Here is a 26,580-nt window from a genome sequence, read left to right on the forward strand (position 1 = left end):
TCGATAGATCGTGACACCTGATTCAGGCGCTCACGAGGTTCGACGCGAGAGGTGGCCGATCGGTTCCGTCAGCGCGAACGAAGCACCGGCGGATCGAACGCCTTGACCGGCGGCAGGGCCCCGTCGAATTTCTCGATCTGCACCAGAACGTGCTGGCCGGTGCAGCCGTGCGAGAGCGAGGACGTACCGATGTCCGGTGTCAGAACGTTGGGATTTCCGTGCACACACATGGCGTCGGGATCGGCAGGATCGAGCGGGTCGTACCACGCACCGGTGGACAGCTGGACGACATCGCTCCGCAAATCCGAATCGACGATCACACCAGCAAGGCACGCCCCACGATCGTTGAACACGCGCACCACGTCTCCGGCCGACACGCCGCGCGCGGCCGCTGCATCGGGGTGCATACGAATTGGCTCGCGTCCCTGAATCTTCGACGCCTGGCTCGCAGCGCCGTGATCGAGTTGGCTGTGCAGCCGCGACTTGGGCTGGTTGGCGATCAGGTGAAGCGGAAACTGCGAGGCACGCGGGCCACCCAACCATTCGTCGGGCTCGTACCAGCGCGGATGCCCGGAGCAGTCGTCGTAGCCGAAGGACTCGATGGTCTCGGAGAAGATCTCGATCTTCCCACAGGGAGTCGAGAGCGGATACTTCTCGGGATCCTCGCGGAAGTCGCCGAAGAGCACGAGGTTGTCTTCGGTTCGCATCCGGTAGTGCCCGTCTGCCCAGAAATCCTCGAACGTCGGTGTGTTGCCGCCGTCTGCATCGACAAACGGCCGCCATTGATCGTAGAGGTGCTCGATCCACTCCTGTGAGGATCGCCCCTCGGTGAACTGTTCCCCGAATCCGAGCGCAGAAGCCAGATCGGCAAACGTGTCGTAATCGTCACGCGAGTTCTCGAAAGGTGGAACGACCTGCTGCATCGCAACCAGAAGCGGGTCGTTCCGAGTGCAGCTCAGGTCATTTCGTTCGAGCGAGGTGGTCGACGGGACAACGATGTCGGCGCTGCGAGCCATCGGCGTCCAGTACGGATCGTGAACGACGATCGTGTCCGGCCGTGCAAACGCGCGTCGCAGCCGCGGGAGATCTTGATGGTGATGGAAGGGATTGCCACCGGCCCAGTAGACCAACCGGATGTCGGGATAGGTCAGGCGTCGGCCGTCGTAGTCGAACTCCTCCCCGGGCGAGAGCAGCAGATCGGAAATCGCGGCTACCGGTATGAAATCCGACACCGGATTCAGACCTTGGGAAAATGTCGGCAACGGGTACGGGACCGGGGCTAGACCGGGTTCGTTCATCGAACCGTAGCCGTGCCCGAAACCGCCACCCGGAAGACCGAACTGGCCGAGCATCGCTGCGAGTGTCACGCCCATCCACGGCGCCTGCTCACCGTGTTTGATGCGTTGCAACGACCACGTGACGGTCACCAGCGTCCGGCCAGACGCCATTCTCCGAGCTAGGTCGGTGATGAACTCGGCAGAAACTCCGGAGATCTCCTGGGCCCAGCGGGGATCTTTCGGGACTCCGTCCGTCCGTCCGAGCAGGTACTCCTCGAAGCGTTCGTAGCCGACACAGAAGCGGCCCAGGAATTCGCGATCGTGCAGGTTCTCCGACGCCAGGACAAACGCCAGGGCAAGCATGATTGCCACGTCGGTGCCCGGAACGGGTGCGATCCACTCGCAGTCGCCATCGACGTCGTCACGCAGCGGACTGAACGAGACGATCTTTCCGCCGCGGGCCCGAAACGCGTTGAGCGCCCCGAGCGTCGGATGATCGCTCGTACCACCGGCATTGACTCCGGTGTTCTTGATCGGCACTCCCCCGAACGAGACGAGGAGATCGGAATGCTCCGCGATGACGTCCCACGACGTGGAGCGCGCGAACAACTTCCAGTGCGTTCCGACCACACGCGGCATGATGACGCCGGTGGCACCGAGCGAGTAGCTGTGGACCGACTTGGTGTATCCGCCCAGCTGATTCAGAAATCGGTGAACTTGGCTCTGCGCGTGATGGAATCGACCGGCGCTGGCCCAACCGTACGAGCCACCGAAGATCGCGTTGTTTCCATGTGTGTCGACCACGCGGCGCAGTTCACGGGAGAGCAGTTCTGTCAGCTCGTCCCAGGAGACCGAGACGAATTCGTCCGCTCCACGTTGGTCGCTGGGACCCGGTCCGTTCTCGAGCCAACCTCGGCGCACCGCCGGGCCGGCAACGCGAGCTCGACTGCGCACCGAACCGGCGAGGTTACCGAGCATCGGCGAAGGGTTCGAATCACCCTCGTACGGATGCACTGCGGTCACCTCGCCGGCGACCGACTCGGCGGTGAACATTCCCCAATGGGACATGTGTTGACGACGCCGGTTCGGTGCAGTTGTCACAGAAACTACCTTCGAAGTAGGTCAGGGAAGGGAAAGGACCAGCTTCTCGATGTCCACGCGCGGCCCCGTGAAGAACGGCACCTCTTCGCGAACGTGCAAGCGAGCTTCGGTGGCACGCAGATCGCGCATCAGATCGACGATACGGATGAGCTCCGGCGCTTCGAACGCAAGAATCCACTCGTAGTCCCCCAGCGCGAAGGCCGGGACCGTGTTGGCGCGAACGTCCTTGTACGAACGAGCAGCCATACCGTGATCGGCGAGCATCTTGCGACGCTCCTCGTCGGGGAGCAGGTACCACTCGTACGAGCGGACGAACGGGTAGACGCAGATGTAGTCGCCCGGATCCTCACCCGCGATGAAGGAGGGCACGTGGCTCTTGTTGAACTCCGCGGGGCGGTGCACCGCCGAGTTGCTCCAGATCGGAGCACTCGCCTGTCCGAGGACCGTGGTGCGACGGAAATCCGCGTACGCGGCCTGCAGCTCCTCGATGCTGGCCGCGTGGGTCCAGATCATGAAGTCCGCGTCGGCGCGCAAGCCGGCGACGTCGTAGATGCCGCGAACCACGACGCCCTTGTCTTCGAGACCCTCGAAGAACAAGCGGGCGTCCTTGACCGCAGCTTCCCGATCATCGCCCAGCACACCGGGTTCCACCTGGAACACGGAGAACATGAGGTAACGGATTTCAGAGTTCAGTTTGTCGAAATCAAGGCGTGCCATGGGTCTATCGTGCCACTCGCTCGAATATCCGTGTAGCCGCCGTCGTGCCGACTGCGACACACGCCGGAACCCCGACACCGTGCAGCCACGACCCAGCCACTTCGAGACCGTCGAACTGCGTCATCTCGGACTCGATTTCAGCCACGATTTCCGTGTGACCTGGGGCGTACTGCGGAAGGCCTCCGTGCCACCGCTGGACGAAGCTTGCTCTCGGCTCCTCGGTGATTGCGGTCACGACCTCGAGATCGGCCCGCGCGAGTTCGATCAGTTCCCCATCCGGCCGGTCGACGATCTCCGATGCACCGAATCGGCCGAACGACACCCGAACGAGATGCTCGCCGCGATCAGCGAGGTGCGTCCATTTCCGACTCGACAACGTGAACGCCTTGGCGGTCAGGTCGGCGTCGGTGGCAACAAGAATCCCCGAATTCTGCGGAAGATCGACCTGCCCGGACAGCCGGAGCGCCACCACCGCGGACGACGCCAGTTCGATCCGCGCAGCGATCCTCGCGATCTTCGGATCAACTCCGGCCAACAGCGTCGCTGCACGCGGCGCCGGGACCGCCAGAATCACCGCGTCGACGCTGCCGAGCGGATTGACGTGCCAACCCGTCCCGTCCCGGCGTAACCCCGAGGCCTCGCCGCGGACGAAAGTCGCGTCGGCGGCCTCCCGTAGCGCATCGAGCAGGACGCCGTAACCGTCCCTGAGCGCTCCGAACACCGGTCCGGGTGCAGGGGTCGGCAACGCAGCCGCGACTGCATCCGTGAGGCTTTGAGCCCCGGCATCGAGCGCCGCAGCGAGCGTCGGCAATGCTGCGCGGACGCCGATGGTCTCCGCCAGCCCCGAGTACACCCCGCCCAGAAGCGGATCCACCGATCGACTGACCACCTGATCACCGAATCGCTGCGAAACCAGTTCGGCAACACTGCAATCGGAACCGCGAGTCCACTCGAACGGGATGGCCGGCTCGGCCGCTATGCGCGCCAGGGTCTGCTCGTCGACAATATCTCGCACCGACTCCGCCGACGCCGGAATTCCCATCAGGGTTCCGGTGGGCAACCGATTCAGTGATCCCTGAGACCAGATCAACGGGCTCAACCCCGCGGGATAGACGATCTGATCGGTCAATCCCAGCTCGGCGAGAAGCGCGGGAACCTCGGGCCGACGGGCGATGAACGCCTCGGCACCGATGTCGATCGGTCCGCCGCCCAGATCAACTGTTCGCAGCTTCCCGCCCAGTCGCGGTGAGTCGTCGACGACCGTGATGTCGGCATCGGAACCCAGACTGCGCCGAAGCCGGTACGCGGCAACCAGACCGGAGATTCCGCCTCCGATCACCGCGACCGACGGCCCAGTGGTCGTCACAGCGAGTGCACCAGCTCCACCGCCGCGGTGATCGCCGTGGGATCGGTGTCGGGAAGAACTCCGTGGCCGAGGTTGAAGATGTGGCCGATGGCACCGGCTTCAATCGCGCGATCCCCTTCGGCGGCGATCCGTCGTACTTCGCGATCGATCACCTCGGGGCCCGCGAACAGGACCGCGGGATCGAGATTGCCCTGCAGTGCCTTGCCCGGACCGACACGACCTGCCGCGACGTCGAGCGGGATCCGCCAGTCGACACCCACGACGTCGGCGCCGGCCTCCCCCATCGCGCCGAGGAGTTCACCGGTTCCGACTCCGAAGTGGATGCGCGGAACGCCGGCAGCGGCAACCTCGGCGAATACGCGCTCGGAATGCGGGAGAACAAATTCCCGGTAGTCGGCCAGCGAGAGTGCGCCGGCCCACGAGTCGAACAACTGGACTGCGTCGACACCTGCCTTGAGCTGCGCTTGCAGGAAGCAGATCGTGGTGTCCGCCAAGCTTCCGAGCAACGCGTGCCAGGTCTTCGGGTCGGAGTGCATGAGCGCTTTGGTCTTCTCGTGGTTCCGGCTCGGACCGCCCTCGACCAGATACGACGCCAACGTGAACGGCGCTCCGGCAAAACCGATCAGCGGAGTCGAGCCCAACTCGGCGGTGAGAAGCCGAACTGCCTGCGCGATTGCGCCTACCTCTTCGGGGACCAGACGCGGGAGTGCTGCGACGTCGGCGACGGAGCGAACCGGATTGGCAACCACCGGTCCGACGCCGGCAACGATGTCGAGATCGATTCCCGCGGCTTTGAGCGGAACAACGATGTCCGAGAACAGGATTGCCGCGTCCACGTCGTGACGGCGCACCGGCTGCATCGTGATCTCACAGACCAGTGCCGGATCGAAACATGATTCCAACATGCCGATCCCCGCGCGGATCTCGCGATACTCCGGCAGCGAACGCCCGGCCTGGCGCATGAACCACACCGGCCGTCGGCTCGGAGTGCGTCCGGTCGCCGCGGCAAGCAACGGTGCGTCGGGCAAAACTCGCCGAGCGCTGTATTCCGCCGACCCGGTGGTGCCTGAATTCATGTTGTCCAACCCGCTCATCAGTCCTCGCGCTCTCCGCCAACGTGTGTCTTCGATCGACTCAATGCTGCCATGTCCCACACTCCGGATCGGACACCCGAGCGGTTCGTGAGCGCCCCCACACCCGAGCCACACTCGGTCGGCGCGCCTCCACCTACCCGCCCGCATCCCCGACTAACGTCCTGACCTGTGACGACATCCGGATCGACAGCCGACCCGGCCGAGTTCCGTGCCGCCGTGGAGGCGATGACCGCTGCGCGGGTTCGGCCCGAGATAGAGGTCGGTCCCATCCGTCCGCCGCAGCGTCTCGCTCCGTACAGCCACGCCGTGGGGGCGGAGGTACTGCATCCGGACTCCGACGTCGTGGCAGAGCAATCCGAAGGTGACGCTTTCGGCCGCCTCATCCTGCTGTTCGATCCGGACGGCGACGAGGCGTGGAACGGCACCATGCGGTTGGTCGCCTATATCCAGGCCGATCTCGACGAAGCCGTCGCCGCGGATCCACTGCTTCCCGAAGTAGCCTGGAGTTGGCTGGTGGACGCGTTGGAGGCGGGGCCGGAACCTTTTGTCGCCCTGGGCGGTACGGTCACGGCCACAACTTCGGTGCGCTACGGCGACATTGCTGGGCCGCCCCGAGCCCATCAGCTCGAACTCCGAGCGTCCTGGACTGCAACTTCGTCCGAACTGGCCCACCACGTCGAGGCTTTCTGTGAAGTTCTCGCCTATGCGGCGGGACTTCCTCCCGCCGGGATAACCACGCTGTCGCGGCAGAACGACTGACTCTGCTACTCGTTTGAGCATTCCCCCGGAAAAATACTAGAACCTGTTCTAAAATGAGTCATGCAACGTCTCAGCGGACTCGACGCGACCTTCCTCTACTTGGAAACACCGACCCAGCTATTGCACGTTTGTGGACTTGTCCTGCTCGACCCCACGACCATCCCGGGCGGTTACGACTACCGGAAGCTGCTTCGCGAGTTGGACTCGCGGATGGCCACCATGCCGACCTTCCGGCGCAAACTCAAGGATTCGCGCCTCAATCTCGACTACCCGGTGTGGGTCGACGATCACGATTTCGACATCGAGCGGCATTGCCATCGGACCGCGGTACCCGCGCCGGGCACCCACGCGGAACTGGCGGAACTTGCCGGGCACATCGCCAGCCAGCCATTGGATCGGTCGCGTCCACTGTGGGAGATGTGGGTCATCGAGGGACTCGCCGACGGACAGATCGCGGTCATGTCGAAGATCCATCACAGCGCCGCCGACGGCATAACCGGCGCAAACATCCTGGCTCAGCTGTGCAGCCTCGAACCGGATTCACCGGCCCTGGTGGACCCCGACGCTCAGGGTGCAGGCGACGCGGGAACGCTTGACATCGCACTCGGCGGGCTCATGGCCGTGATCGCACGGCCCGCACGAATTGCCCGACTTGTTCCCGGCGGAATCGCCATGCTCCCCAAGTGGGTGACGCGCGCACGGAAGGGTGAAGCCATGCCTGCGCCGTTCACCGCGCCGCGGACCTCGTTCAACGGCGCCATCACCGGTCACCGCAACGTCGCGTTCAGCCAACTCGATCTCGCGAAGGTCAAAGCCGTCAAAGACCGTCACGGCGTGAAGGTCAACGACGTGGTTCTCGCGCTCTGCGCCGGAGCATTGCGTAAGTACCTGGAAGAACGGGACGAACTGCCGGAGGATTCCCTCGTCGCCATGGTGCCGGTGTCGGTCCACGGCAAATCCGATCGTCCGGGCACGAACCAGATCTCGGGCATGTTCACGCAACTCGGCACCCAGATCGCCGATCCGGTCGAACGTCTGCACGCGATCAGCGATTACAACGCTACCTCGAAGAACCACAACGAAGCACTCGGGGCGAACATGCTTCAAGACTGGTCGCAGTTCGCATCGCCGGCGGTGTTCGGCGCCGCTATGCGCGTGTACTCGTCACTCAAGCTCGCCGAACGTCACCCCGTCGTGTCCAACCTGGTGGTCTCCAACGTGCCAGGGCCGCCGGTCCCGCTCTACTTTTTGGGCGCGCAAATCAAAGGAATGTTCCCCCTCGGTCCGATCTTTCACGGGGCGGGCCTCAACGTGACGGTGATGTCGCTCGACGGAAAACTCGACGTCGGCATCGTCAGTTGCTCTGATCTGGCACCCGAATTGGATGAGCTCGCGCAAGGTTTCGGGGCAGCTCTCGACGAACTGTTCGAGGCTGAGGTGACAACCACTGTCCCCACTGCGACGTAGAGTCAGTGACCATGTCCGAAGTCACCGATGATGCGACCGAGCCCACCTCCGACGTAGTTCCGCTGCTCGTACCTCGTGACGGAGTTCCGGAAGTCATCACCACTGCCGCCGGCGTCGCAGCCGCCGCGGCCGCGTTGGCCTCCGGCCACGGCCCGCTCGCGGTGGACGCCGAGCGGGCATCCGGATTCCGCTATTCGGCACGGGCGTACCTGATCCAGCTCCGACGCGAAGGCGCGGGATCGTTCCTGCTCGATCCGATTCCGACGGCGCAGGATCTACAGCCGTTGGCCGAGGCGATCAACCCGTTGCAATGGGTGCTTCACTCTGCGGATCAAGATCTCCCCGGCCTCGCAGAATTGGGCCTGACACCGGCGGAACTCTTCGACACCGAATTGGCGGGACGACTGGCGGGCTTCGAACGAGTCGGACTGGCCGCAATAGTCGAACGAACCCTGCGGGTGGAACTTCGCAAGGGTCACGGCGCTGCCGACTGGTCCACGCGTCCGCTGCCGGACGCGTGGTTGAACTACGCCGCCCTCGACGTCGAAGTGCTTCTCGAGCTGCGCGACGCGATGGAGGCCGAACTCGAATCGCAGGGAAAGCTCGAGTGGGCGAAGGAAGAGTTCGAGTACATCCGGCTGGCCGGCCCGCCTAAACCCAAGCCTGACCGTTGGCGTCGTACGTCGCACATCACCTCACTCAAGACCACCCGTCAGTTGGCGGCAGTGCGGGCGCTGTGGCAGGCCCGTGAGGATCTCGCACGCAAACGCGACGTGTCTCCGAGCCGGGTACTTCCCGACTCCGCGATCATCGATGCCGCTCTCAAAGATCCTCAGTCGTTGGACGCGCTCCGCTCCCTTCCCGTCTTCGGCGGACCACGTCAACGTCGTTATTCGCGTATTTGGATGGATGCACTCGAAGCCGCGCGCAGGCTCCCCGACAGTGAGCTTCCGCCGAAGACTCCGCCGATCGTCGGGCCCCCCGCCGCCGGTCGCTGGGCTCGACAGGATCCAGCCGCTGCCGACCGGTTGACGGCGGCGCGCGCAGCACTGTCGGACCTGAGCAAAGAGGTTTCGGTACCGGTGGAAAACCTGCTCCAACCCGATCTGGTCAGGCGCCTGTGCTGGGACTGGAGATTGGAACCCGACTCGGACATCGCCGAAGTCGAGAGCGCAATCGAGACCAAGCTCACTTCCGGTGGCGCACGTGGCTGGCAACGCACTTTGACGGCTCCCGTCCTCGCAGAGGCACTGAACTCCGTGGTCCCGGCCGAGCCCGAAGTGGAAGAGCCGAAATCCTGACCTGACCCCGGTGTGAAGTTGGAGCAATTCGGCACGTTAAGTTACCGGTCAGTAATGGGCAGTAGTACGCTCGATACGAGGCCGGACGCCTGGCCGTGATCGCCGAACCAACGTCTCACCGCCCTTCGGTGCGGTGGGCAGCTCCATCAGGAGGAATTCGCGTGGCTCCATCCACAAACAACCAACGCAACGTCGTCTTCGTCGACGGCATTCGCACCCCGTTCGGCAAGGCCGGCCCGAAAGGCATGTACGCCGACACACGCGCAGACGATCTCGTCGTCAAGGCGATTCGTGAGCTGCTTCGTCGTAACCCGCAGCTCGATCCCGCGCGGATCGACGAAGTGGCCGTCGCAGCCACGACGCAGACCGGTGACCAGGGCCTGACCATCGGCCGCACCGCTGCGATCCTCGCCGGTCTCCCCGAAACCGTTCCCGGATTCGCCATCGACCGCATGTGTGCCGGCGCGATGACGGCCGTCACCACCACCGCGTCGGGTATCGGCTTCGGCCAGTACGACGTCGTGATCGCCGGTGGCGTCGAGCACATGGGCCACCATCCGATGGGTGAGGGCGCAGACCCCAACCCGCGTTTCCTCGCCGACCGCCTGGTCGATCCGAGCGCCCTCGTGATGGGTAATACCGCCGAGAACCTGCACGACCGGTTCCCGACCATCACGAAGGACCGCACGGACGCATACGCCGTGAACAGCCAGAACAAGTACGAAGCCGCCAAGAAGGTCGGCTTCATCGCCGACACCTTGGTCCCCGTCGCCACTCGCAGTTCCGCGGGCTGGGGTCTGGCCACCGAGGACGAGCCGCCGCGCCCCGGAACCACTGTCGAAGACCTCGCGAAGCTCAAGACGCCGTTCCGCCCGGCCGGACGCATCACCGCCGGTAACGCCGCCGGACTCAACGACGGCGCCACCGCCGCACTCCTCGCCGGCGAGGACACCGCAGCCGAACTCGGCCTGCCCGTCGGCATGCGCATGGTCGGCTTTGCTTACCAGGGCGTCGACCCCGCCGTCATGGGCATCGGCCCGGTTCCCGCCACGGAGAAGCTCCTGGCCCGTACCGGCCTGAAGATCGAGGACATCGGACTCTTCGAGATCAACGAAGCCTTCGCCGTTCAGGTTCTCGCGTTCCTCGAGCACTACGGAATCGCCGACGACGACCCGCGCGTCAACCAGTGGGGCGGCGCCATCGCGTGTGGCCACCCCCTCGCTTCCTCGGGCGTTCGCCTGATGACGCAGCTCTCCCGCCAGTTCGCGACACGCCCCGACGTGCGCTACGGCTTGACCACCATGTGCATCGGCCTCGGCATGGGCGGCACCGTCATCTGGGAGAACCCGAACCACGCTGACTACCAGGCAGGAGTCAACTAAATGTCTGATATTGCAACAGCATTCGCCGACGAGGTCGTCACGAACGCCTACACCAAGATCATCTCGGTTCCCGGTATCGAGGGCCCGTTTGCACTGATCACCCTCGACAACGGCTTCGACCACACCAAGCCGTCGTCCTTCGGTCCCGGCGGACTCGCAGCATTCGACGCTGCCCTCGACGAAGCCTTTGCCGCCAACCCGGTAGCCGTCGCGGTCACCGGCAAGCCCTTCATCTTCGCCGCCGGCGCGGACCTCAAGGGTGTTCCCGCGATCACCTCGCGTGAGCAGGGACTCGAGCTGGGCCGCTTGGGCCACAAGGTGTTCCGACGCCTCCGTGAGTCCTCCGTTCCCACGTTCGCCTTCATCAACGGCGTCGCCCTGGGCGGCGGCCTCGAAGTAGGCCTGCACAGCCACTACCGCACGGTTGCCGCCAACGCGGGCGCGCTGGGCCTTCCGGAAGCATTCCTCGGTCTTGTACCCGGTTGGGGCGGAACGCAACTGCTCCCCAACCTGGTCGGCCCGTCCAACGCCGTCACCGTGGTGATCGAGAACTCGCTGAACCAGAACAAGGTGCTCTCCCCCAAGAAGGCACTCGAACTCGGCGTCGTCGACGTCGTTCTCGACTCCGCCGACTTCATCGAGCAGTCCCTCGCCTGGGCGTCGCAGGTCCTCGCCGGCACCGTCACCCCCGCTCGCCCCGAGATCGATCGTGGCCAGGGCTGGGACGACGCGATCGCCCGCGCGAAGGCGATCGTCGACGGCAAGACCAAGGGCAATGCACCCGGCGCCGTCAAGGCCGTCGAGCTGCTCGAACTGGCTCGCAGCACCGACATCACCGATGCCGCTTCGCTCGACAAGGGCTTCGCGGCCGAGGACGAGGCTCTTGCCGATCTCCTGCTGACGGACGAGCTCCGTGCTGGTCTGTACGCCTTCGATCTGGTGAACAAGCGCGCCAAACGTCCCGCCGGAGCACCCGATCGCTCACTCGCTCGTAAGGTCAGCGGCGTCGGCATCGTCGGTGCCGGCCTCATGGCCAGCCAGCTCGCGCTGCTCTTCGTCCGCCAGCTCAAGGTGCCGGTCATCCTGACCGATATCGACCAGGAGCGCATCGACAAGGGCGTCGGCTACGTCCACACCGAGATCGAGAAGCTCCAGGGCAAGGGACGCCTGTCGCCCGACGCCGCGAACCGCCTCAAGGCACTCGTTTCCGGCTCGCTCGACAAGGCCGCGTTCGCCAAGACCGACTTCGTCATCGAAGCCGTCTTCGAGAACATGGACGTCAAGAAGAAGGTCTTTGCGGAACTCGAGCAGTTCATCGCTCCCGAAACCATCCTCGCGACCAACACCTCCTCGCTCTCCATCACGGAGATGGCGTCCGGGCTCGAGCATCCCGAGCGTGTGGTGGGCTTCCACTTCTTCAACCCGGTGGCCGTGCTTCCCCTCCTCGAGATCATCAAGGGCGAAAAGACCGACGACGCAACTCTCGCAACGGCTTTCGCCACCGCGAAGTCACTGAAGAAGTCCGCCGTCCTCTGCGGCGACAAGGCCGGATTCGTCTTCAACCGCCTCGTCACCCGCACCTTGGGTGAGGTCATGTCTGCCGTCGACGAAGGCACCCCCTTCGACGTCGCAGACAATGCGATCGCCGAACTCGGTATGCCGATGTCGCCGTTCACGCTGCTGGCCCTCGTCGGACCCGCCGTGGCACTGCACACCGGCGAGACCCTGCAGGAGTCGTACCCGGACCGGTTCAAGAGCTCACCCGGACTCGAAGCACTCGTCGAGGCCCGCAAGCCCGGCGTGTGGACCTGGGGCGAGAACGGTCAGGCCGTCGACCCCGAGGTCGCCGCACTGTGGCCGCAGGGTGACAAGGCGTCCACTTCGGAAGAGGTCCTCGAGCGCACACGTCGCGCATTCGCCGAGGAAATTCAGATCATGCTCGACGAGGGCGTCGTAGCGGCGGCCGAGGACATCGACCTCTGCCTGCTGCTCGGCGGCGGATTCGGATTCTGGAACGGCGGCATCACGCCGTACCTCGACCGCACCGGTACCTCCGAGGCCGTCAACGGCAAGCGCTTCCTCGCGCCCGGTGTTGCCAGCGTCTGAGAATGTCGATAGACCCGTCACGGACGGCGTGCCCTCGGGTACGCCGTCCGTGACGTTTGCGGCGGCTCAGAAGAGTGTTCCCACATCGTCTTTCACGATGTTCTCGAGCGCGCGCTCAGCCACTGCGGCGATGGTCATCGATGGATTGCACGCGGCGGAGTTGCCCGGCAACAGAGCACCGTCGAGCACGTACAACCCCCGCTGGCCGAGAACCCGCCCGTCGAGGTCGCACACCGAGTTCATGCAGGCACCGCCGAGGGGATGCCAGGTGGACGGCAGTAACGCGTTGGTGTCGGTGAGCAGTCCTCCTGCCGCGATCTGCTGGGCCGCAGGTCCGATGTGGCCTTGCTGGATCGCCGAATCCCCGTCCTTCGGCCAACGGAGCACCGCCTCACCCCGCGCCGAGTCGTACACGAACCGACCTCGGTCGCGGCTCACACCGAATCCGACCATCACCGTGCTGTGAGCGTCGAACGCAACGGGCGGGAACGACGCCTGTATGACGGTGAACGCGTTGTGCGGGTCTTCCCAGTTTCGGCTGCCGTAGACAACAGGCCCGCCCTGGGTGGCGCCGAAGTTCTCGGCGAGATCCGACCAGATGTAGATCCGGTCGGCATTGGTCCCCCACCCCGCGCCGAGCTCGTCCGGCAGATCCGTGATCCGCCCCGTTGCCGCGGCGCGGACCAGGAGTTTGGTGGTGTTCATGCTGCCGGCAGCCATCACGAGCGCATCCGTCGTCAAGATCTTGTTCTCGAGAACCGTGCCGGCAATATCGGTCCGGTCCACGTACACGCGCCACCTCCCGTCAGCTGCCCGTTCGACGTCGGTGACCTGGTGCAAGGTCTCCACGTTCACCAATCCGGTCGCTTCGGCAGCGGCAATGTAGGTGACGTCCACCGAATGCTTGCCACCGTTGTTGACCCCGAGTGCGCCGTCACCGTTGGTGTACGACGGCTTCATCTCACCCCGAAGTTCGGCCAACGCGTAGTTCCAGTCGATCGGCATCGGAATTTTCGACACCGGAAGACCGGAACGCATTGCGTTGCGCGCGAAGACGCGTGCCGCCTCGTAGTTCGGACTGGAGATCAGTTCTTCCGGTGCAGTTTCCAGTTGCAGCATCCGTGCCACCCGCGGGTAGTGGACGCGGTCCATTCGTGGATAGTCGAGTTCCTCCGGGAAATGCGCGTTGAACACCGCTGCTTCCGGCTGCAGCGTCATCCCTTGGTACACAAGCGATCCGCCGCCCACGCCGGCAGCGCAGATCGCTGTCATGTTCTCACCGGTCACCGTCTCCAGCAAACCTGCATAGGGCTCGAAGATCGCCGGCCTACCGAACAGAGTCGGGTTGGACTGATGCCAGAGGATGCGCTTGTCCGGACGTGCGGGATGCGGAAAAGTTTCGGCATTCGGCCCCGTCTGCCACCGAATCCCTCTCTCCAGCAGGGTGACCGGAACTCCGGCCTCGGCCAAGCGAAGAGCCGTCACCCCGCCCCCGAAACCTGAGCCGATTACCACGACGCGGTGCTCTTCACGTGTCAGCGGAATCCCGGTTGCGGCCTTGGCAGTGCGTGGCGCCATCATCGCAACTCCCACGGCGGCCGTACCGGCCAAGAACGATCTACGTTTGACTCCGGACATGACTGGTGCTCCCTCGAAGAATGTCGCCAGAGAATTCCGGGCATGCCAAAACTAGACACTCTCGCAATGAAGTGTCAAGGTATTGACAGCAACGACGATCTACGAGGTGGATCGCATCGCGGGTCCAAGCCATCGCCCGAGAAAGGCCCGCAGGGAGTCGTCGGAATGGACGAACTCACTGTCGAAAGCAACAACCGAAAGCCCCAGGCGCACGGCGATTTCCACCGTCTCGTCCAACTCCGCCTCCGTGGCGAGACCACGCTCGACCATGGGAGCGAGCATCTGACGAGCGAAAGGTATTGCTCGACTCATCATTTCGAGGTCGAAGACGGGGTTTCCCCGCTCGGCAAGCAGCAGCGTCGCCAGAACCGGGTGCGCGCGAACCGCTGTGCGCGCGGCAACGATGAATTCGACGACGTAGTCGCACGCCGTGTCGACCGACTCCACCTGTGCCGTGATCTCCCCGAGAACCTCGACAGCGAGACCGCCCATCGCCTGGGAGACGACCTCTTCACGTGTGCCGAAGATCGAGTACACCGTCTGGCGCGAGACACCGGCCGCGGTGGCAACTGCGGCAATGTTCACAGCCTCGAATCCGCCACCTTCGATCAGACCGAGGGCGGCGCCGAGAATCTTCTGCTGTGATCGCACGATGAAAGTATCGCGCACCGAAATTCCGGGCGACGAAACGCAGTGCACATCCGAGTCCTACCTGCATAAACGGCACGAATGGTTTCGTTTGGCCGCCAAATAGCAGTAGGTTAGGCTGCCCTTCATGAAAACTTCTGTTCGGGGCCTCGCCGCCCTCGGTGCGGCTGCGATTGCAGTCACCGCACTTGTCTCGTGCTCATCTGATTCAGACACCTCGACAGCATCACAAGGTACGGACGGATTCCCCGTCAGGATCGAGAACACCTTCGGCACGACGACGATCGAATCCAAGCCCGAACGGCTCGTCACCCTCGGCTGGAACGCACAAGACATCCTGTACGCACTCGATCTCACTCCGGTCGGCCAGCCCAAGTACACCTACGGCGCGGACGACAACGGAGTCATGCCGTGGGCGCAGGATTACTTCGACGCGGACAAGACCACACTCTTCGACATGCCGGCGAGCGGCGAGCCGCCGGTCGAGACCATTGCGTCATTGACACCGGATGTGATCCTGGCGCCGTACGAGGGCTTCGAGGAGTCCGTCTACAACCAGCTGAGCAAGATCGCACCGACGGCTGCTTACCCCGGCGCAGCGTGGCAGACGACCTGGCAGGACCAGACCCGAATCGTCGGCAAGGCCGTCGGTAAGAGCGAAGAGGCCGACAAGCTCGTCGACGGCCTCGACGCAACTCTCGCCGATACCGCCGCAGCCCACCCGGAGTTTGCCGGAAAGACATTGGCAGTGGTCAACTTCGACACCGATTCGAGCAACATCAACGTCTACCTGCCCACCGATCCGCGTGTCCAGGTGCTGACGGAACTCGGATTCGTCAATGCGCCCGGCGTCGAAAAGCTCGCGGCGGACAATGCAGGCGGAACCTTCTTCAAGACGATCTCCTACGAGAACATCGCCGACATCGACGCCGACGTGATCGTCGGCTTCACCGACGGCTCCGGCGATCCGTCCGGCATCCCTGCAGTCGGCGGGCTCGACGCGGTCAAGCGCGGATCTACCGCCTTCCTCAGCGACACTCGCGTCATCGGCGGACTGAGCAACGTCAACGTCCTCAGCACGCCGTGGGTCCTCGGCCGGATCACACCGACGTTGAGCGAAGCCGCAAAGCGCGCGACCGCCTAGATAAGATGCAGTGTCGGTCACGGTCTTTATGCTCACCTGCATGGCTGAACTTTCGATCTCCGTGACCAGACACGTCAAAGCATCGGTCGACACCGTGTGGCAGGTCCTCACGGACCTCGACAATGCTGCCGACACCCTCTCCGGCGTGATCCGGATCGAGCGTCTCGCCGGAGAGGGATACGCCGTCGGCACCAAGTGGCGTGAAACTCGGAAGATGATGGGCAAGGAAGCAACCGAGGACATGTGGGTCACCGAGGTCGAGGCTCCCACCCGCACGGTCGTCAAAGCCAACTCCCACGGCATGAACTACACGAGTGGGTTCACCCTGAAGCCTGACGCCACAGGCACGATCCTCGAGATGTTTTTCTCCGGTGAATCCGAATCCCCCTCACGCATCTCGAAGATCTTCACAGCGGTATTCGGTCGATTGGGCGCGCGGGTGACCCGGAAATTCATGGCCAAGGATCTCGAGGACATCGCGACAAAAGCCGAGCGTCTCGCGGGCAGGTAAACCGCCTTCACCTGCATTGATCTTATTGTCTGCATGGTCACTGCAATCAATACTTCATCTCTGCGACCGGTTGATTCGACCTCGGAATGGACTCAGCTGGATAACGGCGCGTGAGTCCCCGCCAAATCTGCCCCGGTGGGCGTAGCGTGCAGAGTGCTCGCGGATGGATCGACGCATCGGGGTGTCGACCGTAGGGCCTTTTGAGGGGGCAGGAATGGCATTCAGCGGAACCGCCGCCGGCGGTGGATCCGGCGCTACTCGCGCCGACGTCGGACATGCAGTGCTCTTCGCCGGCGCCGCCGCGCTCGGTGGTTTTCTGTTCGGATACGACACCGCCGTCATCAACGGGGCAGTCGGTGCGATCCGAGACAAGTACGACATCGGTGCTTCGGGCACCGGGCTCACGGTCTCACTGACCCTGCTCGGCGCAGCACTCGGCGCCTGGATCGCAGGCACACTCGCAGATCGCCTCGGCCGCATCCGCGTCATGCAGATAGCCGCGGTGCTGTTCATCATCGGCGCCGTCGGTTCCGCAATTCCGTTCAGCGTCTACGACCTCACCTTCTGGCGAGTGGTCGGCGGCCTGGCAGTGGGCTTCGCGTCCGTCATCGCCCCGGCGTACATCGCGGAGATCTCCCCCGCCGCGATACGCGGCCGCCTCGGTTCGATGTACCAGTTGGCGATCGTTCTCGGAATCGCTGTATCGCAGTTGGTCAACTACGCACTCCAAGCCGCGGCCGGTGGCGATCGCAATCAGATCGCGGGTCTCGAAGCCTGGCAGTGGATGCTGATGCTCGAGGCCGTTCCCGCAGTCCTGTACCTGATCATGACAACCACGATTCCGGAGTCTCCACGATTCCTGGTGGCGCAGGGCAAGGACGATCGTGCGCGCAAGATCATCTCCGATCTCGAAGGCGGAGATCACGACGCAGTCACCGTGCGCATGAACGAGATCCGCGAATCACTGACGGAGAAACAAGCCAAAACCACGGTGCGTCAACTCTTCTCGAAGCGGCTCGGCGTATCCCATCTGGTCTGGGTCGGCATCGCGCTCGCAGCACTGCAGCAGCTGGTCGGCATCAACGTGATCTTCTACTACTCGAGCACCCTGTGGCAGGCAGTTGGTTTCGGAGCCGATCGCTCGCTGCTCATCAGCGTCGTGAGCGCCTTGGTCAACATCGTCGGTACGTTTGTCGCCATCGCCGTCATCGATCGCGTCGGGCGGAAGCCACTGCTCCTTGTCGGCTCTGTCGGTATGGCCATCTCGCTGGGCACCGCAGCATTCTGTTTCCATTCGGCAACAGTGACGAAGAACGAGATCGGTGAATCCGTAGCGACGCTTTCCGGCGCCAACGCCACGATCGCACTCATCGGAGCCAACGCGTTCGTCTTCTTCTTCGCTTTGTCCTGGGGTCCCGTGGTGTGGGTACTGATCTCCGAAATGTTCCCGAACCGGGTACGCGCCGCTGCAGTCGGAATCGCCACCGCCACCAACTGGGTCGCGAACTTCCTGGTGTCCTGGACGTTCCCGGCACTCGCCGATTGGAATCTGTCGTACACCTACGCCGGATACGCAGTCATGGCGCTACTGTCGCTGTTCGTCGTCCTGAGGTTCGTGAAGGAAACGCGAGGCAGCACACTCGAATCCGTGCAATAGCGCTCTCCCGGTTTCGCACCTTCACACCGAAAAGCGGTGGCCCTCGGATTGATCCGAGGGCCACCGCTTTTCGAGATTTGTCGGTAGACGACCTGTCAGCCTTGTGCGACTTCACCCTGAGCCGAGGCCGAAGACGCGTCCTCCTGGACGTGGACTCCGACGCTACCCATTCCTGCCACCCAGCCGGTGATCTTGCGGGAGAGGTCCTGAGCCGTCAGGCCAAGCTCCTTGTGGATGGCCTCGCGACTGGCATGATCGAGGAACTGCTGGGGAACGCCCATGTCGCGGCACGAGGTGTGAACTCCGGCGGCGCGCATCGCAGCGGAGACCGTCGAACCGATACCGCCGTGTAGGCCGCCGTCCTCGATGGTGACAACGAGCGCGTACTTGTCCGCCATCTTCACCAGCGAATCTGCTACCGGCAGAACCCAACGCGGATCAACGACGGCAACCGAGATGCCCTGCTTGTCGAGTCGATCGGCGATCTCGAGCGCCAAGGAGGCAAACGGACCCACCGCGACGAGCAGCACGTCTCCGCGCTCGCCCTCGCTGACCTTGAGAACGTCGACCATTCCGTCGAGTCGCTTCACGGCCGGAATCGCTTCGGGTACAGCGCCCTTCGGGAAGCGTACGACAGTTGGTCCGTCGTCGACGAGGAGTGCCTCGTCCAGTTCTTCACGCAGTGTGTCGGCGTCACGCGGTGCCGCGACACGAATCCCGGGGATGATTCCGAGCAGCGAAAGGTCCCAGACGCCGTTGTGGCTGGCGCCGTCCACTCCGGTGACACCGGCGCGGTCGAGCACGATTGTCACCGGTTGCTTGAGCAGTGCGACATCCATCAACAACTGGTCGAACGCTCGGTTGAGGAAGGTCGAGTAGATCGCGACCACGGGGTGCAGTCCGCCCAATGCAAGGCCGGCGGCCGAGGTCATCGCGTGCTGCTCGGCGATACCGACGTCGAACATGCGGTCGGGAAACTTCTCACCGAATGCCGCGAGCCCGGTGGGGCCGGCCATGGCCGCGGTGATGGCGACGATGTCCTCACGACGCGAAGCCTGCTCGATCAGTGCGGCCGAGAAGACCGACGTCCAGTCCGGCGCTGACGACTTGGTGCCGCGACCGGTGACGGGATCGATGACGCCGGTTGCATGCATCTGATCGGCCACGTCGTTCTCGGCGTGTGCGTAACCGTTGCCCTTGCGGGTGACGGCGTGAACGATGACTGGTCCGCCGTAGGCCTTCGCCCGGCGCAACGCCGATTCCATGGCAGCTTCGTCGTGACCGTCGACCGGTCCGAGGTACTTGATACCGAGATCGGTGAACATCACCTGAGGACTGACCGCGTCCTTGAGACCGGCCTTCATCCCATGCAGGACGGAGTAAGCAGTGCGCCCGACCCAGGGCAGTCTCTTGACCATGCGTCGGCCGCTGTCGAGGGCGCGCTCGTAACTCGGTGCGGTGCGCAGCGCCGAGAGATGATCGGCAAGGCCGCCGATGGTCGGTGCGTACGAGCGACCGTTGTCGTTGACCACGATCACCACCGAACGATCTTTGCCGGCTGCGATGTTGTTGAGCGCTTCCCAACACATTCCGCCGGTCAGGGCGCCGTCGCCGACAACGGCAACAACGTGGCGATTCTGACCCGTCAGCGCGAAGGCCTTCGCGAGGCCGTCGGCGTAGGACAACGCGGCGGAAGCATGAGAGGACTCGACCCAGTCGTGTTCGCTCTCGGCGCGGCACGGATACCCGGACAGTCCGCCCTGCTTACGCAGAGTGTCGAACTGATCCTGACGACCGGTGAGGATCTTGTGTACATAGGCCTGATGGCCCGTGTCGAAGATGATCGCGTCCTGCGGCGAGTCGAAAATTCGGTGCAGTGCGAGGGTCAACTCCACGACGCCCAAGTTGGGCCCGAGGTGACCACCAGACGCAGCGACCTTCAGCACGAGGAACTCACGAATCTCGTCGGCCAACTCCGTCATCTCGGCGTGGCTCAACTGACGTAGATCGTCAGGACCCTGAATGCGGGCAAGAACACCCAACGAGATCGCTCCCTCCGTGCTTCACAGCTGCACCGGTGCGCGCCGCGGCTGTCTTCGCGACAGTGCTGCCAGTCTACGGAGCGTTCCGGCGAACCGACACGCGGACTCGGCCCGATTCCGGTGTGACTTCGAGTAACAGCGAAATCCCGCGGATCGCTCGTGATCGCAATCACAGACAAATGGGATCGTCCCCAATCGACTCGGCGACTCTTGTTCCACAAAACGACCGCCGTGTCAGCTTAAGGTCGACGTATGGGAACTGTGGTCGACGACCTGATAGCGCGAGTATTCGACGAAGTCCGATCACTCGACGACGGCGAGTTGGCCGACTACATCCCCGAACTCGCGGCGGTCGCTCCCGATTCGTTCGGGATCTGCATCGCGACAGTCGACGGTTACGTATACGAGATCGGTGACTCACGAGTCCCGTTCACCATTCAGTCGATCTCGAAACCCTTCACCTATGCGTTGGCTCTCGCCGATCGGGGAAGTGAGGCGGTTGCCGCGAAAATCGATGTGGAACCGTCCGGCGAGCCGTTCAACGAAATCAGCCTCGACCCGCTCACCGAACGTCCGCGAAACCCTATGATCAATGCCGGCGCGATCACGGCTGCATCCCTGGTCGCCGGCGTCAATGCCGAGGTCCGCTTCGAGCGGATTCGCTCGGCGTACTCGCGATATGCGGGCCGGGAGCTGAGCTTCAACGAGTCGGTCTACACGTCGGAAGCCCGTACCGGTCACCGCAACCGCGCGATCGGCCACATGCTGCGATCCTTCGACGTCATCACCGGCAATCCCGACGAGGCCGTCGACCTGTACTTCCGTCAATGCTCGATCGACGTGACCTGCCGTGATCTGAGTCTGATGGCCGCGACGCTCGCGAACAACGGCCTGAATCCCGTCACGCGCGAGCGTGCGCTGGCTCCCGCGGGCGTCGAGCAGGTCCTCAGCGTCATGGCCACCTGCGGGATGTACGACGGCGCCGGCAAGTGGCTGGTAGAAGTCGGATTGCCGGCCAAGAGCGGCGTCGGCGGCGGGGTCCTGGCCGTTCTGCCCGGCCAGATCGGCATCGCGGTGTACTCCCCCAGACTCGACGTTCACGGAAACAGCGTTCGTGGAGTTGCTGCTGCCCGGGCGCTGTCGAAGGAACTCGAACTGCACTTCCTCCACGTGACGCGGGCGTCACGCTCCTCGATCCGGGCCAGGTACAGCGTCATCGAAGCGCCGTCGCGAGTGCGACGCACCCCAACCGAACAAGCTGTGCTCGACGACGTCGGCAAACGCAGTCGGGTCTACGAACTGCACGGGGATCTCCTCTTCACCGGCGCCGAATCGGCGGTGCGCGAAATCGGCTCGGTGGACGAGGGCCTCGAAGTTGTCGTCATCGACGTGCGCCGCGTCGACGACGCCAGTGACGTCGCGGTCCGCATGATCACTGCACTTCAAGTGCAACTGGCCGAACAAGCCTGCGCAGTGGCGGTCGTCGATCCGCAAGGACTACTGGGACAACGAAGTTCGAGCGTCGACCCCGCCAGAAGAAGTGGTCGAGTTTTTGCAGACCTCGATTCCGCGATGCAGTGGTGCGAGGACACGTTGCTTGCGGTGCACTGTGAGGCAGATCGACAGGCGTCGACGATCTCGATCGAGGATCATCCCGTTCTCGATGCTCTCTCCGCGGCACAGATCGAGGGATTCTCGGCGGAATTGGAGACGCGAACGTATGCCCGCGGCGAGAAGATCGCCCGCCGAGGTGAAGCGGCCTCGGGGTTCTATCTGATTCTCAGTGGCCAGGTCAGCACCATGTTCACCGACGCACACGGGGTCGAGCATCGCATCACTACGCTTTCCGCCGGAATGACGTTCGGCGAGATGACGATGTTCCTCGACACCCCGTTCCTCAACGACATTCGCGCCGATTCGACGGTCACCGTGGCCGTCCTGACCCCGGAGCGATATGCAGAACTGACCGCGCAGGCGCCCGAGTTGAAACTTGCGCTTCTCGAACGACTTGCAGCGGGAGCCTACGAGCAATTGGACCTGATGTTGCGGAGTGTCATCTCCGCCGGACGAATCGGATAGGACGTACACATGCCGACCACCGCCCTCACCTCGGAGTCGTCCACTGTCACGGTGACCGGAACCGCCACTGCAACAGCTGTTCCCGACATCGTTCGGTTGACGATCGGAGTATCGGTGACGCAGACAGCCGTTTCCGACGCATTCGATGCCGTCGCCCGCCTGTCCACTGCTCTGACCGAAACCCTGCACGCGCGCGGTGTACACGGAGCGGACCTCACCACCGCCGGACTGAGCGTGCATCCACAAATCCATTGGAGCGACGGAGGTCGGCAGGAGACAACAGGTTTCACCGCATCGACAACTTTTCGAGTCGTACTGCGCGAGCTGGAGCCGGACGCGGCCAACTCGCCCTCAGCCGTCATCGCAGCGTGTGAATCCGTGGGCGGCGATGCCATCCGACTCGACGGACTGGAGTTCGATCTCGACGACCGCAGCGATCTGGCGACAAAGGCACGCGAGTTGGCATGGACGGCAGCCGAATCGAAGGCGAGGCAGTTCGCAGACCTGGCAGACAAAGATCTGGTCGAAGTCCTCGAGGTGCTCGAGGACTTCGACCAGGTCGTGCCGACGCGCGGACGTGTCGCGGCAATGAAAGCGGATTCGGCCCCGATACCCGTCGAACGCGGAGAGATCGAGGAATCGATCTCGGTCCGCGTTCGATGGGCTATGGCGTGAGCGAACTTTCAGAAGACGGGGCCTGAAGATAGATCAGCCGGGCGTGAGGATCAGCGAGTGAGGTTCTTCTCCTCGTTCTTCTCTTCGCGCTCTTCCTCGAACTTCTGCTCTGCATCGGGAGTCGCGATGTCGATCGTGGTACGCAGGGGACGGTTCGGGATGAAGATGACCGATACGAGCGTGACCACCGCGACGACAGCTGCGACCAGGAAGATCCGTCCTGTTGCGTCGCCGTAAGCGAACCGGACGATCTGCGAGACGAAGTCAGGCATGTTGCTCAGGTCGAGTCCGTCCTGCAGGCTCTTTCCGGCTACCGCCTGCTGCTCGGGCGGCAAGGTGGAGACCGAATCGACTGTCAGTGTCTTGACCCGGGTCGCGAGAATCGATCCGAGCACCGAAACACCGATCGCGCCGCCGAAGGTGCGGAAGAACGCCACGATACTGCTGGCCGCGCCGATGTTCTCGACACTGACCGTGTTCTGCACCGCAAGAACGATGTTCTGCATCAACATACCGGTACCCAGACCGACGATGGCGATGAAGACTCCGATGGTCCAGAGGCTGGTGGCGTGGTCGATCGTCGACAGCAGACCGAAACCGACCAGCAGGAGAACAGCGCCGGCGACGATGAAGGGCTTCCACTGACCGAACTTGGTGATCAGCTGTCCCGAGCCGACGGACGCGACGAGCATGCCTGCCACCATCGGGATGGTGAGCAATCCGGCTTCGGTGGGATCGAATCCACGGGCGGTCTGGAAGTACTGCGTCAGGAAGGTCGTTGCACCGAAGAGGCCGACACCAACGGCGATCGAGGCGATGATCGCGAGAGCAGTGGTGCGCTCGGTGATGATCTTGATCGGCAGAATGGGGTCCTTGACCTTGGATTCGACGAACATCGTCAGGCCGAGCAGGGCCAGACCACCGATGACGAAGTAGGCCGACTCTTTCGAGAACCAGGCGTAGTAGTCGTCCTGGCCGGCAAACGAAACCCAGATCAGCAGGACGCTGACACCGGCGGTGAGCAGGGTGGCGCCCATCCAGTCGATGGAGACGTTGTCCTTCTTCACGGTCTCGACGTGCAGAGTGCGCTGAAGCAGGAACAGTGCGATGACTGCCAACGGAACGCACACGTAGAAGCACCAGCGCCAGCCGGCAGTGTCCACGAGGACGCCACCGAGGATCGGTCCGCCGGACATCGAGACGGCCATGGCCGCACCCATGTATCCGGAGTAACGACCGCGATCACGCGGCGGGATGATCGTGCCGATGATGGCTACGACGAGAGCGGTCAGACCGCCCATACCGATGCCCTGGATGACGCGAGCACCGAGCAGCAACGGAACGTTGTGTGCCGCGCCGGCAATGACCGAGCCGATCACGAAGATGACGATCGCGGTCTGGACCAGGACCTTCTTGTTGTAAAGGTCGGCCAGCTTGCCCCAGATCGGCGTCGACGCCGCAGTGGCGAGCAGTGCCGTGGTGATGATCCAGGCGTACTGCGTCTGCGTTCCGTGCAGTTCACCGATGATGGTGGGAAGCGCGGTCGAAACGATGGTGCTGCTGAGCAACGCGGTGAACAGCGCTGCGATGAGTCCGGTGAGTGCTTCGAGAATTTCGCGGTGAGTCATCGCGCCCGCTTCGCGAGCCGATCCGTCACCTCCGGTACTTGCCCGGGTTTCTCCTACTGTTGCTGCCATGTGCCTTATCTCCCAATACTTTCTACGCCCGTGTGCGGAACTGCCGGTGAGGCCTGGCGATTCGTTGCGCCGAACGTCTCGTTGAGACGTTGCAGCGATGTCACTGCGGCCATGGCCTCTTCCTGGCTCCAGTCTTCGAGCATGTTGCGCAAACGCGCCGCACGCCGTTGCGTGGTTTTCCGTAAAACTTCGTGCCCCTCTTCCGATACTCGGATGCGGAACGCCCGTTTGTCAGCCGGATCGGGATTTCTCTCGACATACCCCGCGTCGACCAGATCCGACATTTGCCGGCTCAGCGACGACTGACTGACACATAGATCGACGGCCAATTCGTTTTGTCGGCACTCCCCCCGCACTGCCAGCATGAACAACACGCTGACCAGCGCGGGCGGCAGCAGACTGTCTGCGCCGGTGGTGACCGCGGCTCGCAGCGATCTGCCGAACATGAAGATCGTGTCGACGAGCGCCTGGGCCGTCTCCGGCTGTACCGACATTGCCTACCCCTGAATTCGAGTGGCCCGATGAGCCGTGACTTGAAAACGGAAAACTACTTGCAGAACGAAACTATACGATTAGTTGCGTACTGCAAGCAACTGTTGGGAACGCGAGAAGCGTCACACCGGTTCAGGGAAAGATTTAGGGACGCGTCAGCGTTCGAGCAGGGCGATGCACTCCATGTGGTGAGTCTGCGGGAAGGCGTCGAACGCCCGAAGTCCACCGACTGCGAAGCCCTGCTCCAGGTAGAGACCGATATCGCGACCGAAAGACGCCGGGTCGCACCCGATGTGGACGATCCGTTGGGCGCCCGTTGCGGCGAGCGCTTCCACGACTGGACGGCCCGCCCCCGCCCGTGGCGGATCCAGCACGATGACGGCAGGCGAACGCTCCAGATCCGCGAGAACGTTCTCGACCCGGGCACTGTGGAAGCGGACCTGACCGAGATCCGAGAGCGCTGCCCGCCCGTCAGCAACTGCGCGCGCCGACGATTCCACGGACTCCACGACCCCGGACGGACCGACAAGGTCGGCGAGCACAGCTGCGAAGACGCCGACGCCGCCGTAGAGATCCCAGGCCGTGTCGTCGGCAGCGGCTCCGGCCCAGTCACCGACCACCTGTGAGTACGCGGCCGCAGCGCCGCGATGAGCCTGCCAGAAACCGGTCGCGGACAACGCCCATTCGCGATTGCCGACGCGCTCGATCACCGTCTCCGATCCGATGGCGACGCGGGTCTTTCGTGGACCGCCGCTTGCCGCTCGGCGTGCCATCGCGCCCCGACGGCCCGGGGTCCGTCGACCCGTCTTGGACACCGCGGGTGCGGCGATTTCCACGACGTGCCGCTCACCGGCAGCGTCGAGAACGACTTGCAGCTCACTGCCAGGCTGCCATTGCAGGCCGCCCAGGCCGTCGTATGCGCTCTGATCGATCTGGGTGCACCGCAGATCGGTCACAATCTGGTTGCTGCGGTAGGCGTGATATCCCGCGACGCCGTGCCCGTCCACTGCCAGCCGAACTCGCGTGCGCCAGCCCGTTCCGTCTCCGGTTCCGGGCAGCTCCTCCACCTCGACGTCCGATTCGACGCGAGCGAGTCGTAGAAGCTGTTCCCGCACGACCGAGGTCTTCATCTCACGTTGGACGCTCAGGTCCGCATGCGAGTAGTCGCAGCAACCTGCCCCGCCCGGCCCGGAGATAGGGCACGTCGGATCGATGCGATGCGGAGATGCGTCGAGAACGGAGATCGTGTCGGCGCGGCAGAAGGACCCACCTTTGTCCTCGGTCACCCGGACGAGCACCCGCTCCCCCGGCAAACCGTGACGGACGAAGACGACGCGCCCCTCGTGCCGGGCGACGACGAACCCGCCGTGGCCGGGGTTGCCCAGATCGACCTCGAAGCTCTGCCCGGTCCAATTCTCACTCAACGA

At 63.7% G+C, this 26,580-nt stretch carries 20 protein-coding genes; 10 read left to right on the forward strand and 10 right to left on the reverse strand.

The annotated features are described in order from the left end of the window. Positions 1–68: 68 nt before the first annotated feature. From ACFWEM_RS10410 to hemE, 4 genes are read right to left on the reverse strand one after another with little or no spacing between them, the layout of a single operon-like run. Entirely contained in the window at positions 69–2,345 is a 2,277-nt protein-coding gene (locus ACFWEM_RS10410) for a molybdopterin guanine dinucleotide-containing S/N-oxide reductase (protein ID WP_378534525.1), read from the reverse strand. 54 nt (positions 2,346–2,399) lie between these two features. Then, positions 2,400–3,095 carry a hydrogen peroxide-dependent heme synthase gene (gene hemQ / locus ACFWEM_RS10415; RefSeq protein ID WP_019748269.1) on the reverse strand — a complete coding sequence of 232 codons (696 nt, stop codon included), beginning with the start codon at positions 3,093–3,095 and terminating at the stop codon, positions 2,400–2,402. 4 nt (positions 3,096–3,099) lie between these two features. Then, the gene (locus ACFWEM_RS10420) at positions 3,100–4,461 is read right to left on the reverse strand and encodes a protoporphyrinogen oxidase (RefSeq protein ID WP_378533324.1); all 1,362 of its coding nucleotides are present in this window, start codon (positions 4,459–4,461) and stop codon (positions 3,100–3,102) included. After that, a complete protein-coding gene (gene hemE / locus ACFWEM_RS10425; RefSeq protein WP_378533326.1) occupies positions 4,458–5,555 on the reverse strand; it encodes a uroporphyrinogen decarboxylase in 1,098 nt (365 codons plus the stop codon). Before hemE ends, ACFWEM_RS10420 begins: the two co-directional genes overlap by 4 nt. Before the next feature lie 168 nt (positions 5,556–5,723). On the opposite strand from hemE, the gene ACFWEM_RS10430 reads away from it, so the two are divergent. The 5 genes from ACFWEM_RS10430 (at position 5,724) to ACFWEM_RS10450 (ending at position 12,570) form a co-directional block, all read left to right on the forward strand. Beyond that, positions 5,724–6,314 (forward strand): DUF3000 domain-containing protein, encoded by a 591-nt coding sequence (locus ACFWEM_RS10430; RefSeq protein WP_003942604.1) that lies wholly within the window; start codon positions 5,724–5,726, stop codon positions 6,312–6,314. A gap of 60 nt (positions 6,315–6,374) precedes the next feature. Beyond that, positions 6,375–7,781: a wax ester/triacylglycerol synthase family O-acyltransferase gene (locus ACFWEM_RS10435; protein WP_378533328.1), complete on the forward strand. Its 1,407-nt coding sequence runs from the start codon at positions 6,375–6,377 to the stop codon at positions 7,779–7,781. Between the two features lie 11 nt (positions 7,782–7,792). After that, on the forward strand, positions 7,793–9,082 hold the full coding sequence (locus ACFWEM_RS10440) for an HRDC domain-containing protein (protein WP_378533330.1): 1,290 nt from the start codon (positions 7,793–7,795) through the stop codon (positions 9,080–9,082). 161 nt (positions 9,083–9,243) lie between these two features. Then, on the forward strand, positions 9,244–10,464 hold the full coding sequence (locus ACFWEM_RS10445; protein WP_378533332.1) for a thiolase family protein: 1,221 nt from the start codon (positions 9,244–9,246) through the stop codon (positions 10,462–10,464). After that, positions 10,465–12,570, forward strand: coding sequence for a 3-hydroxyacyl-CoA dehydrogenase NAD-binding domain-containing protein (locus ACFWEM_RS10450; protein WP_283304526.1), 2,106 nt, complete (start codon positions 10,465–10,467; stop codon positions 12,568–12,570). It begins immediately after the preceding gene. A 66-nt stretch (positions 12,571–12,636) separates the two neighbouring features. Here ACFWEM_RS10450 and ACFWEM_RS10455 read toward each other — a convergent pair whose 3' ends face one another. Together ACFWEM_RS10455 and ACFWEM_RS10460 are read right to left on the reverse strand one after the other, a co-directional pair. After that, positions 12,637–14,208 (reverse strand): GMC oxidoreductase, encoded by a 1,572-nt coding sequence (locus ACFWEM_RS10455; RefSeq protein ID WP_378533334.1) that lies wholly within the window; start codon positions 14,206–14,208, stop codon positions 12,637–12,639. A 99-nt stretch (positions 14,209–14,307) separates the two neighbouring features. Further along, positions 14,308–14,859, reverse strand: coding sequence for a TetR/AcrR family transcriptional regulator (locus ACFWEM_RS10460; RefSeq protein ID WP_378533336.1), 552 nt, complete (start codon positions 14,857–14,859; stop codon positions 14,308–14,310). A gap of 124 nt (positions 14,860–14,983) precedes the next feature. On the opposite strand from ACFWEM_RS10460, the gene ACFWEM_RS10465 reads away from it, so the two are divergent. The 3 genes from ACFWEM_RS10465 to ACFWEM_RS10475 all read left to right on the forward strand — a co-directional run bounded on the left by ACFWEM_RS10465 (position 14,984) and on the right by ACFWEM_RS10475 (position 18,168). Further along, on the forward strand, positions 14,984–16,000 hold the full coding sequence (locus tag ACFWEM_RS10465) for an iron-siderophore ABC transporter substrate-binding protein (RefSeq protein WP_378533338.1): 1,017 nt from the start codon (positions 14,984–14,986) through the stop codon (positions 15,998–16,000). A gap of 40 nt (positions 16,001–16,040) precedes the next feature. After that, the gene (locus tag ACFWEM_RS10470; protein ID WP_378533340.1) at positions 16,041–16,511 is read left to right on the forward strand and encodes an SRPBCC family protein; all 471 of its coding nucleotides are present in this window, start codon (positions 16,041–16,043) and stop codon (positions 16,509–16,511) included. Between the two features lie 214 nt (positions 16,512–16,725). After that, positions 16,726–18,168 (forward strand): sugar porter family MFS transporter, encoded by a 1,443-nt coding sequence (locus ACFWEM_RS10475; RefSeq protein WP_378445834.1) that lies wholly within the window; start codon positions 16,726–16,728, stop codon positions 18,166–18,168. Between the two features lie 95 nt (positions 18,169–18,263). Here ACFWEM_RS10475 and dxs read toward each other — a convergent pair whose 3' ends face one another. Then, positions 18,264–20,210, reverse strand: a complete 1,947-nt coding sequence (gene dxs / locus ACFWEM_RS10480; protein WP_378533342.1) for a 1-deoxy-D-xylulose-5-phosphate synthase — start codon at positions 20,208–20,210, stop codon at positions 18,264–18,266. Positions 20,211–20,462: 252 nt separating this feature from the next. Here dxs and glsA point away from each other — a divergent pair, with 252 nt between their 5' ends. Beyond that, positions 20,463–22,289, forward strand: coding sequence for a glutaminase A (gene glsA / locus ACFWEM_RS10485; protein ID WP_378533344.1), 1,827 nt, complete (start codon positions 20,463–20,465; stop codon positions 22,287–22,289). Between the two features lie 9 nt (positions 22,290–22,298). Beyond that, on the forward strand, positions 22,299–22,964 hold the full coding sequence (locus ACFWEM_RS10490) for an SIMPL domain-containing protein (protein WP_378533346.1): 666 nt from the start codon (positions 22,299–22,301) through the stop codon (positions 22,962–22,964). Positions 22,965–23,014: 50 nt separating this feature from the next. On the opposite strand, the gene ACFWEM_RS10495 is transcribed toward ACFWEM_RS10490, so the two are convergent. The 3 genes from ACFWEM_RS10495 to ACFWEM_RS10505 form a co-directional block, all read right to left on the reverse strand. Next, a complete protein-coding gene (locus tag ACFWEM_RS10495; RefSeq protein ID WP_378533348.1) occupies positions 23,015–24,661 on the reverse strand; it encodes an MDR family MFS transporter in 1,647 nt (548 codons plus the stop codon). A 5-nt stretch (positions 24,662–24,666) separates the two neighbouring features. Next, positions 24,667–25,155 (reverse strand): MarR family winged helix-turn-helix transcriptional regulator, encoded by a 489-nt coding sequence (locus ACFWEM_RS10500; RefSeq protein WP_378533350.1) that lies wholly within the window; start codon positions 25,153–25,155, stop codon positions 24,667–24,669. A gap of 153 nt (positions 25,156–25,308) precedes the next feature. Next, positions 25,309–26,577 carry a class I SAM-dependent RNA methyltransferase gene (locus ACFWEM_RS10505; RefSeq protein WP_378533352.1) on the reverse strand — a complete coding sequence of 423 codons (1,269 nt, stop codon included), beginning with the start codon at positions 26,575–26,577 and terminating at the stop codon, positions 25,309–25,311. Between the last annotated feature and the right edge of the window lie 3 nt (positions 26,578–26,580).

This window comes from Rhodococcus sp. NPDC060176 (assembly GCF_042728675.1).
Lineage (GTDB): Bacteria > Actinomycetota > Actinomycetes > Mycobacteriales > Mycobacteriaceae > Rhodococcus_F.

What these genes read in the sequence shown, in the direction of transcription:
- ACFWEM_RS10410 (WP_378534525.1), bottom strand. Translation starts at nt 2,345, where the DNA reads ATGTCCCATTGGGGAATGTTCACCGCCGAGTCGGTCGCCGGCGAGGTG.
- hemQ (WP_019748269.1), bottom strand. Translation starts at nt 3,095, where the DNA reads ATGGCACGCCTTGATTTCGACAAACTGAACTCTGAAATCCGTTACCTC.
- hemE (WP_378533326.1), bottom strand. Translation starts at nt 5,555, where the DNA reads ATGAGCGGGTTGGACAACATGAATTCAGGCACCACCGGGTCGGCGGAA.
- ACFWEM_RS10435 (WP_378533328.1), top strand. Translation starts at nt 6,375, where the DNA reads ATGCAACGTCTCAGCGGACTCGACGCGACCTTCCTCTACTTGGAAACA.
- ACFWEM_RS10440 (WP_378533330.1), top strand. Translation starts at nt 7,793, where the DNA reads ATGTCCGAAGTCACCGATGATGCGACCGAGCCCACCTCCGACGTAGTT.
- ACFWEM_RS10450 (WP_283304526.1), top strand. Translation starts at nt 10,465, where the DNA reads ATGTCTGATATTGCAACAGCATTCGCCGACGAGGTCGTCACGAACGCC.
- ACFWEM_RS10455 (WP_378533334.1), bottom strand. Translation starts at nt 14,208, where the DNA reads ATGTCCGGAGTCAAACGTAGATCGTTCTTGGCCGGTACGGCCGCCGTG.
- ACFWEM_RS10465 (WP_378533338.1), top strand. Translation starts at nt 14,984, where the DNA reads ATGAAAACTTCTGTTCGGGGCCTCGCCGCCCTCGGTGCGGCTGCGATT.
- ACFWEM_RS10470 (WP_378533340.1), top strand. Translation starts at nt 16,041, where the DNA reads ATGGCTGAACTTTCGATCTCCGTGACCAGACACGTCAAAGCATCGGTC.
- ACFWEM_RS10475 (WP_378445834.1), top strand. Translation starts at nt 16,726, where the DNA reads ATGGCATTCAGCGGAACCGCCGCCGGCGGTGGATCCGGCGCTACTCGC.
- glsA (WP_378533344.1), top strand. Translation starts at nt 20,463, where the DNA reads ATGGGAACTGTGGTCGACGACCTGATAGCGCGAGTATTCGACGAAGTC.
- ACFWEM_RS10490 (WP_378533346.1), top strand. Translation starts at nt 22,299, where the DNA reads ATGCCGACCACCGCCCTCACCTCGGAGTCGTCCACTGTCACGGTGACC.
- ACFWEM_RS10495 (WP_378533348.1), bottom strand. Translation starts at nt 24,661, where the DNA reads ATGGCAGCAACAGTAGGAGAAACCCGGGCAAGTACCGGAGGTGACGGA.
- ACFWEM_RS10500 (WP_378533350.1), bottom strand. Translation starts at nt 25,155, where the DNA reads ATGTCGGTACAGCCGGAGACGGCCCAGGCGCTCGTCGACACGATCTTC.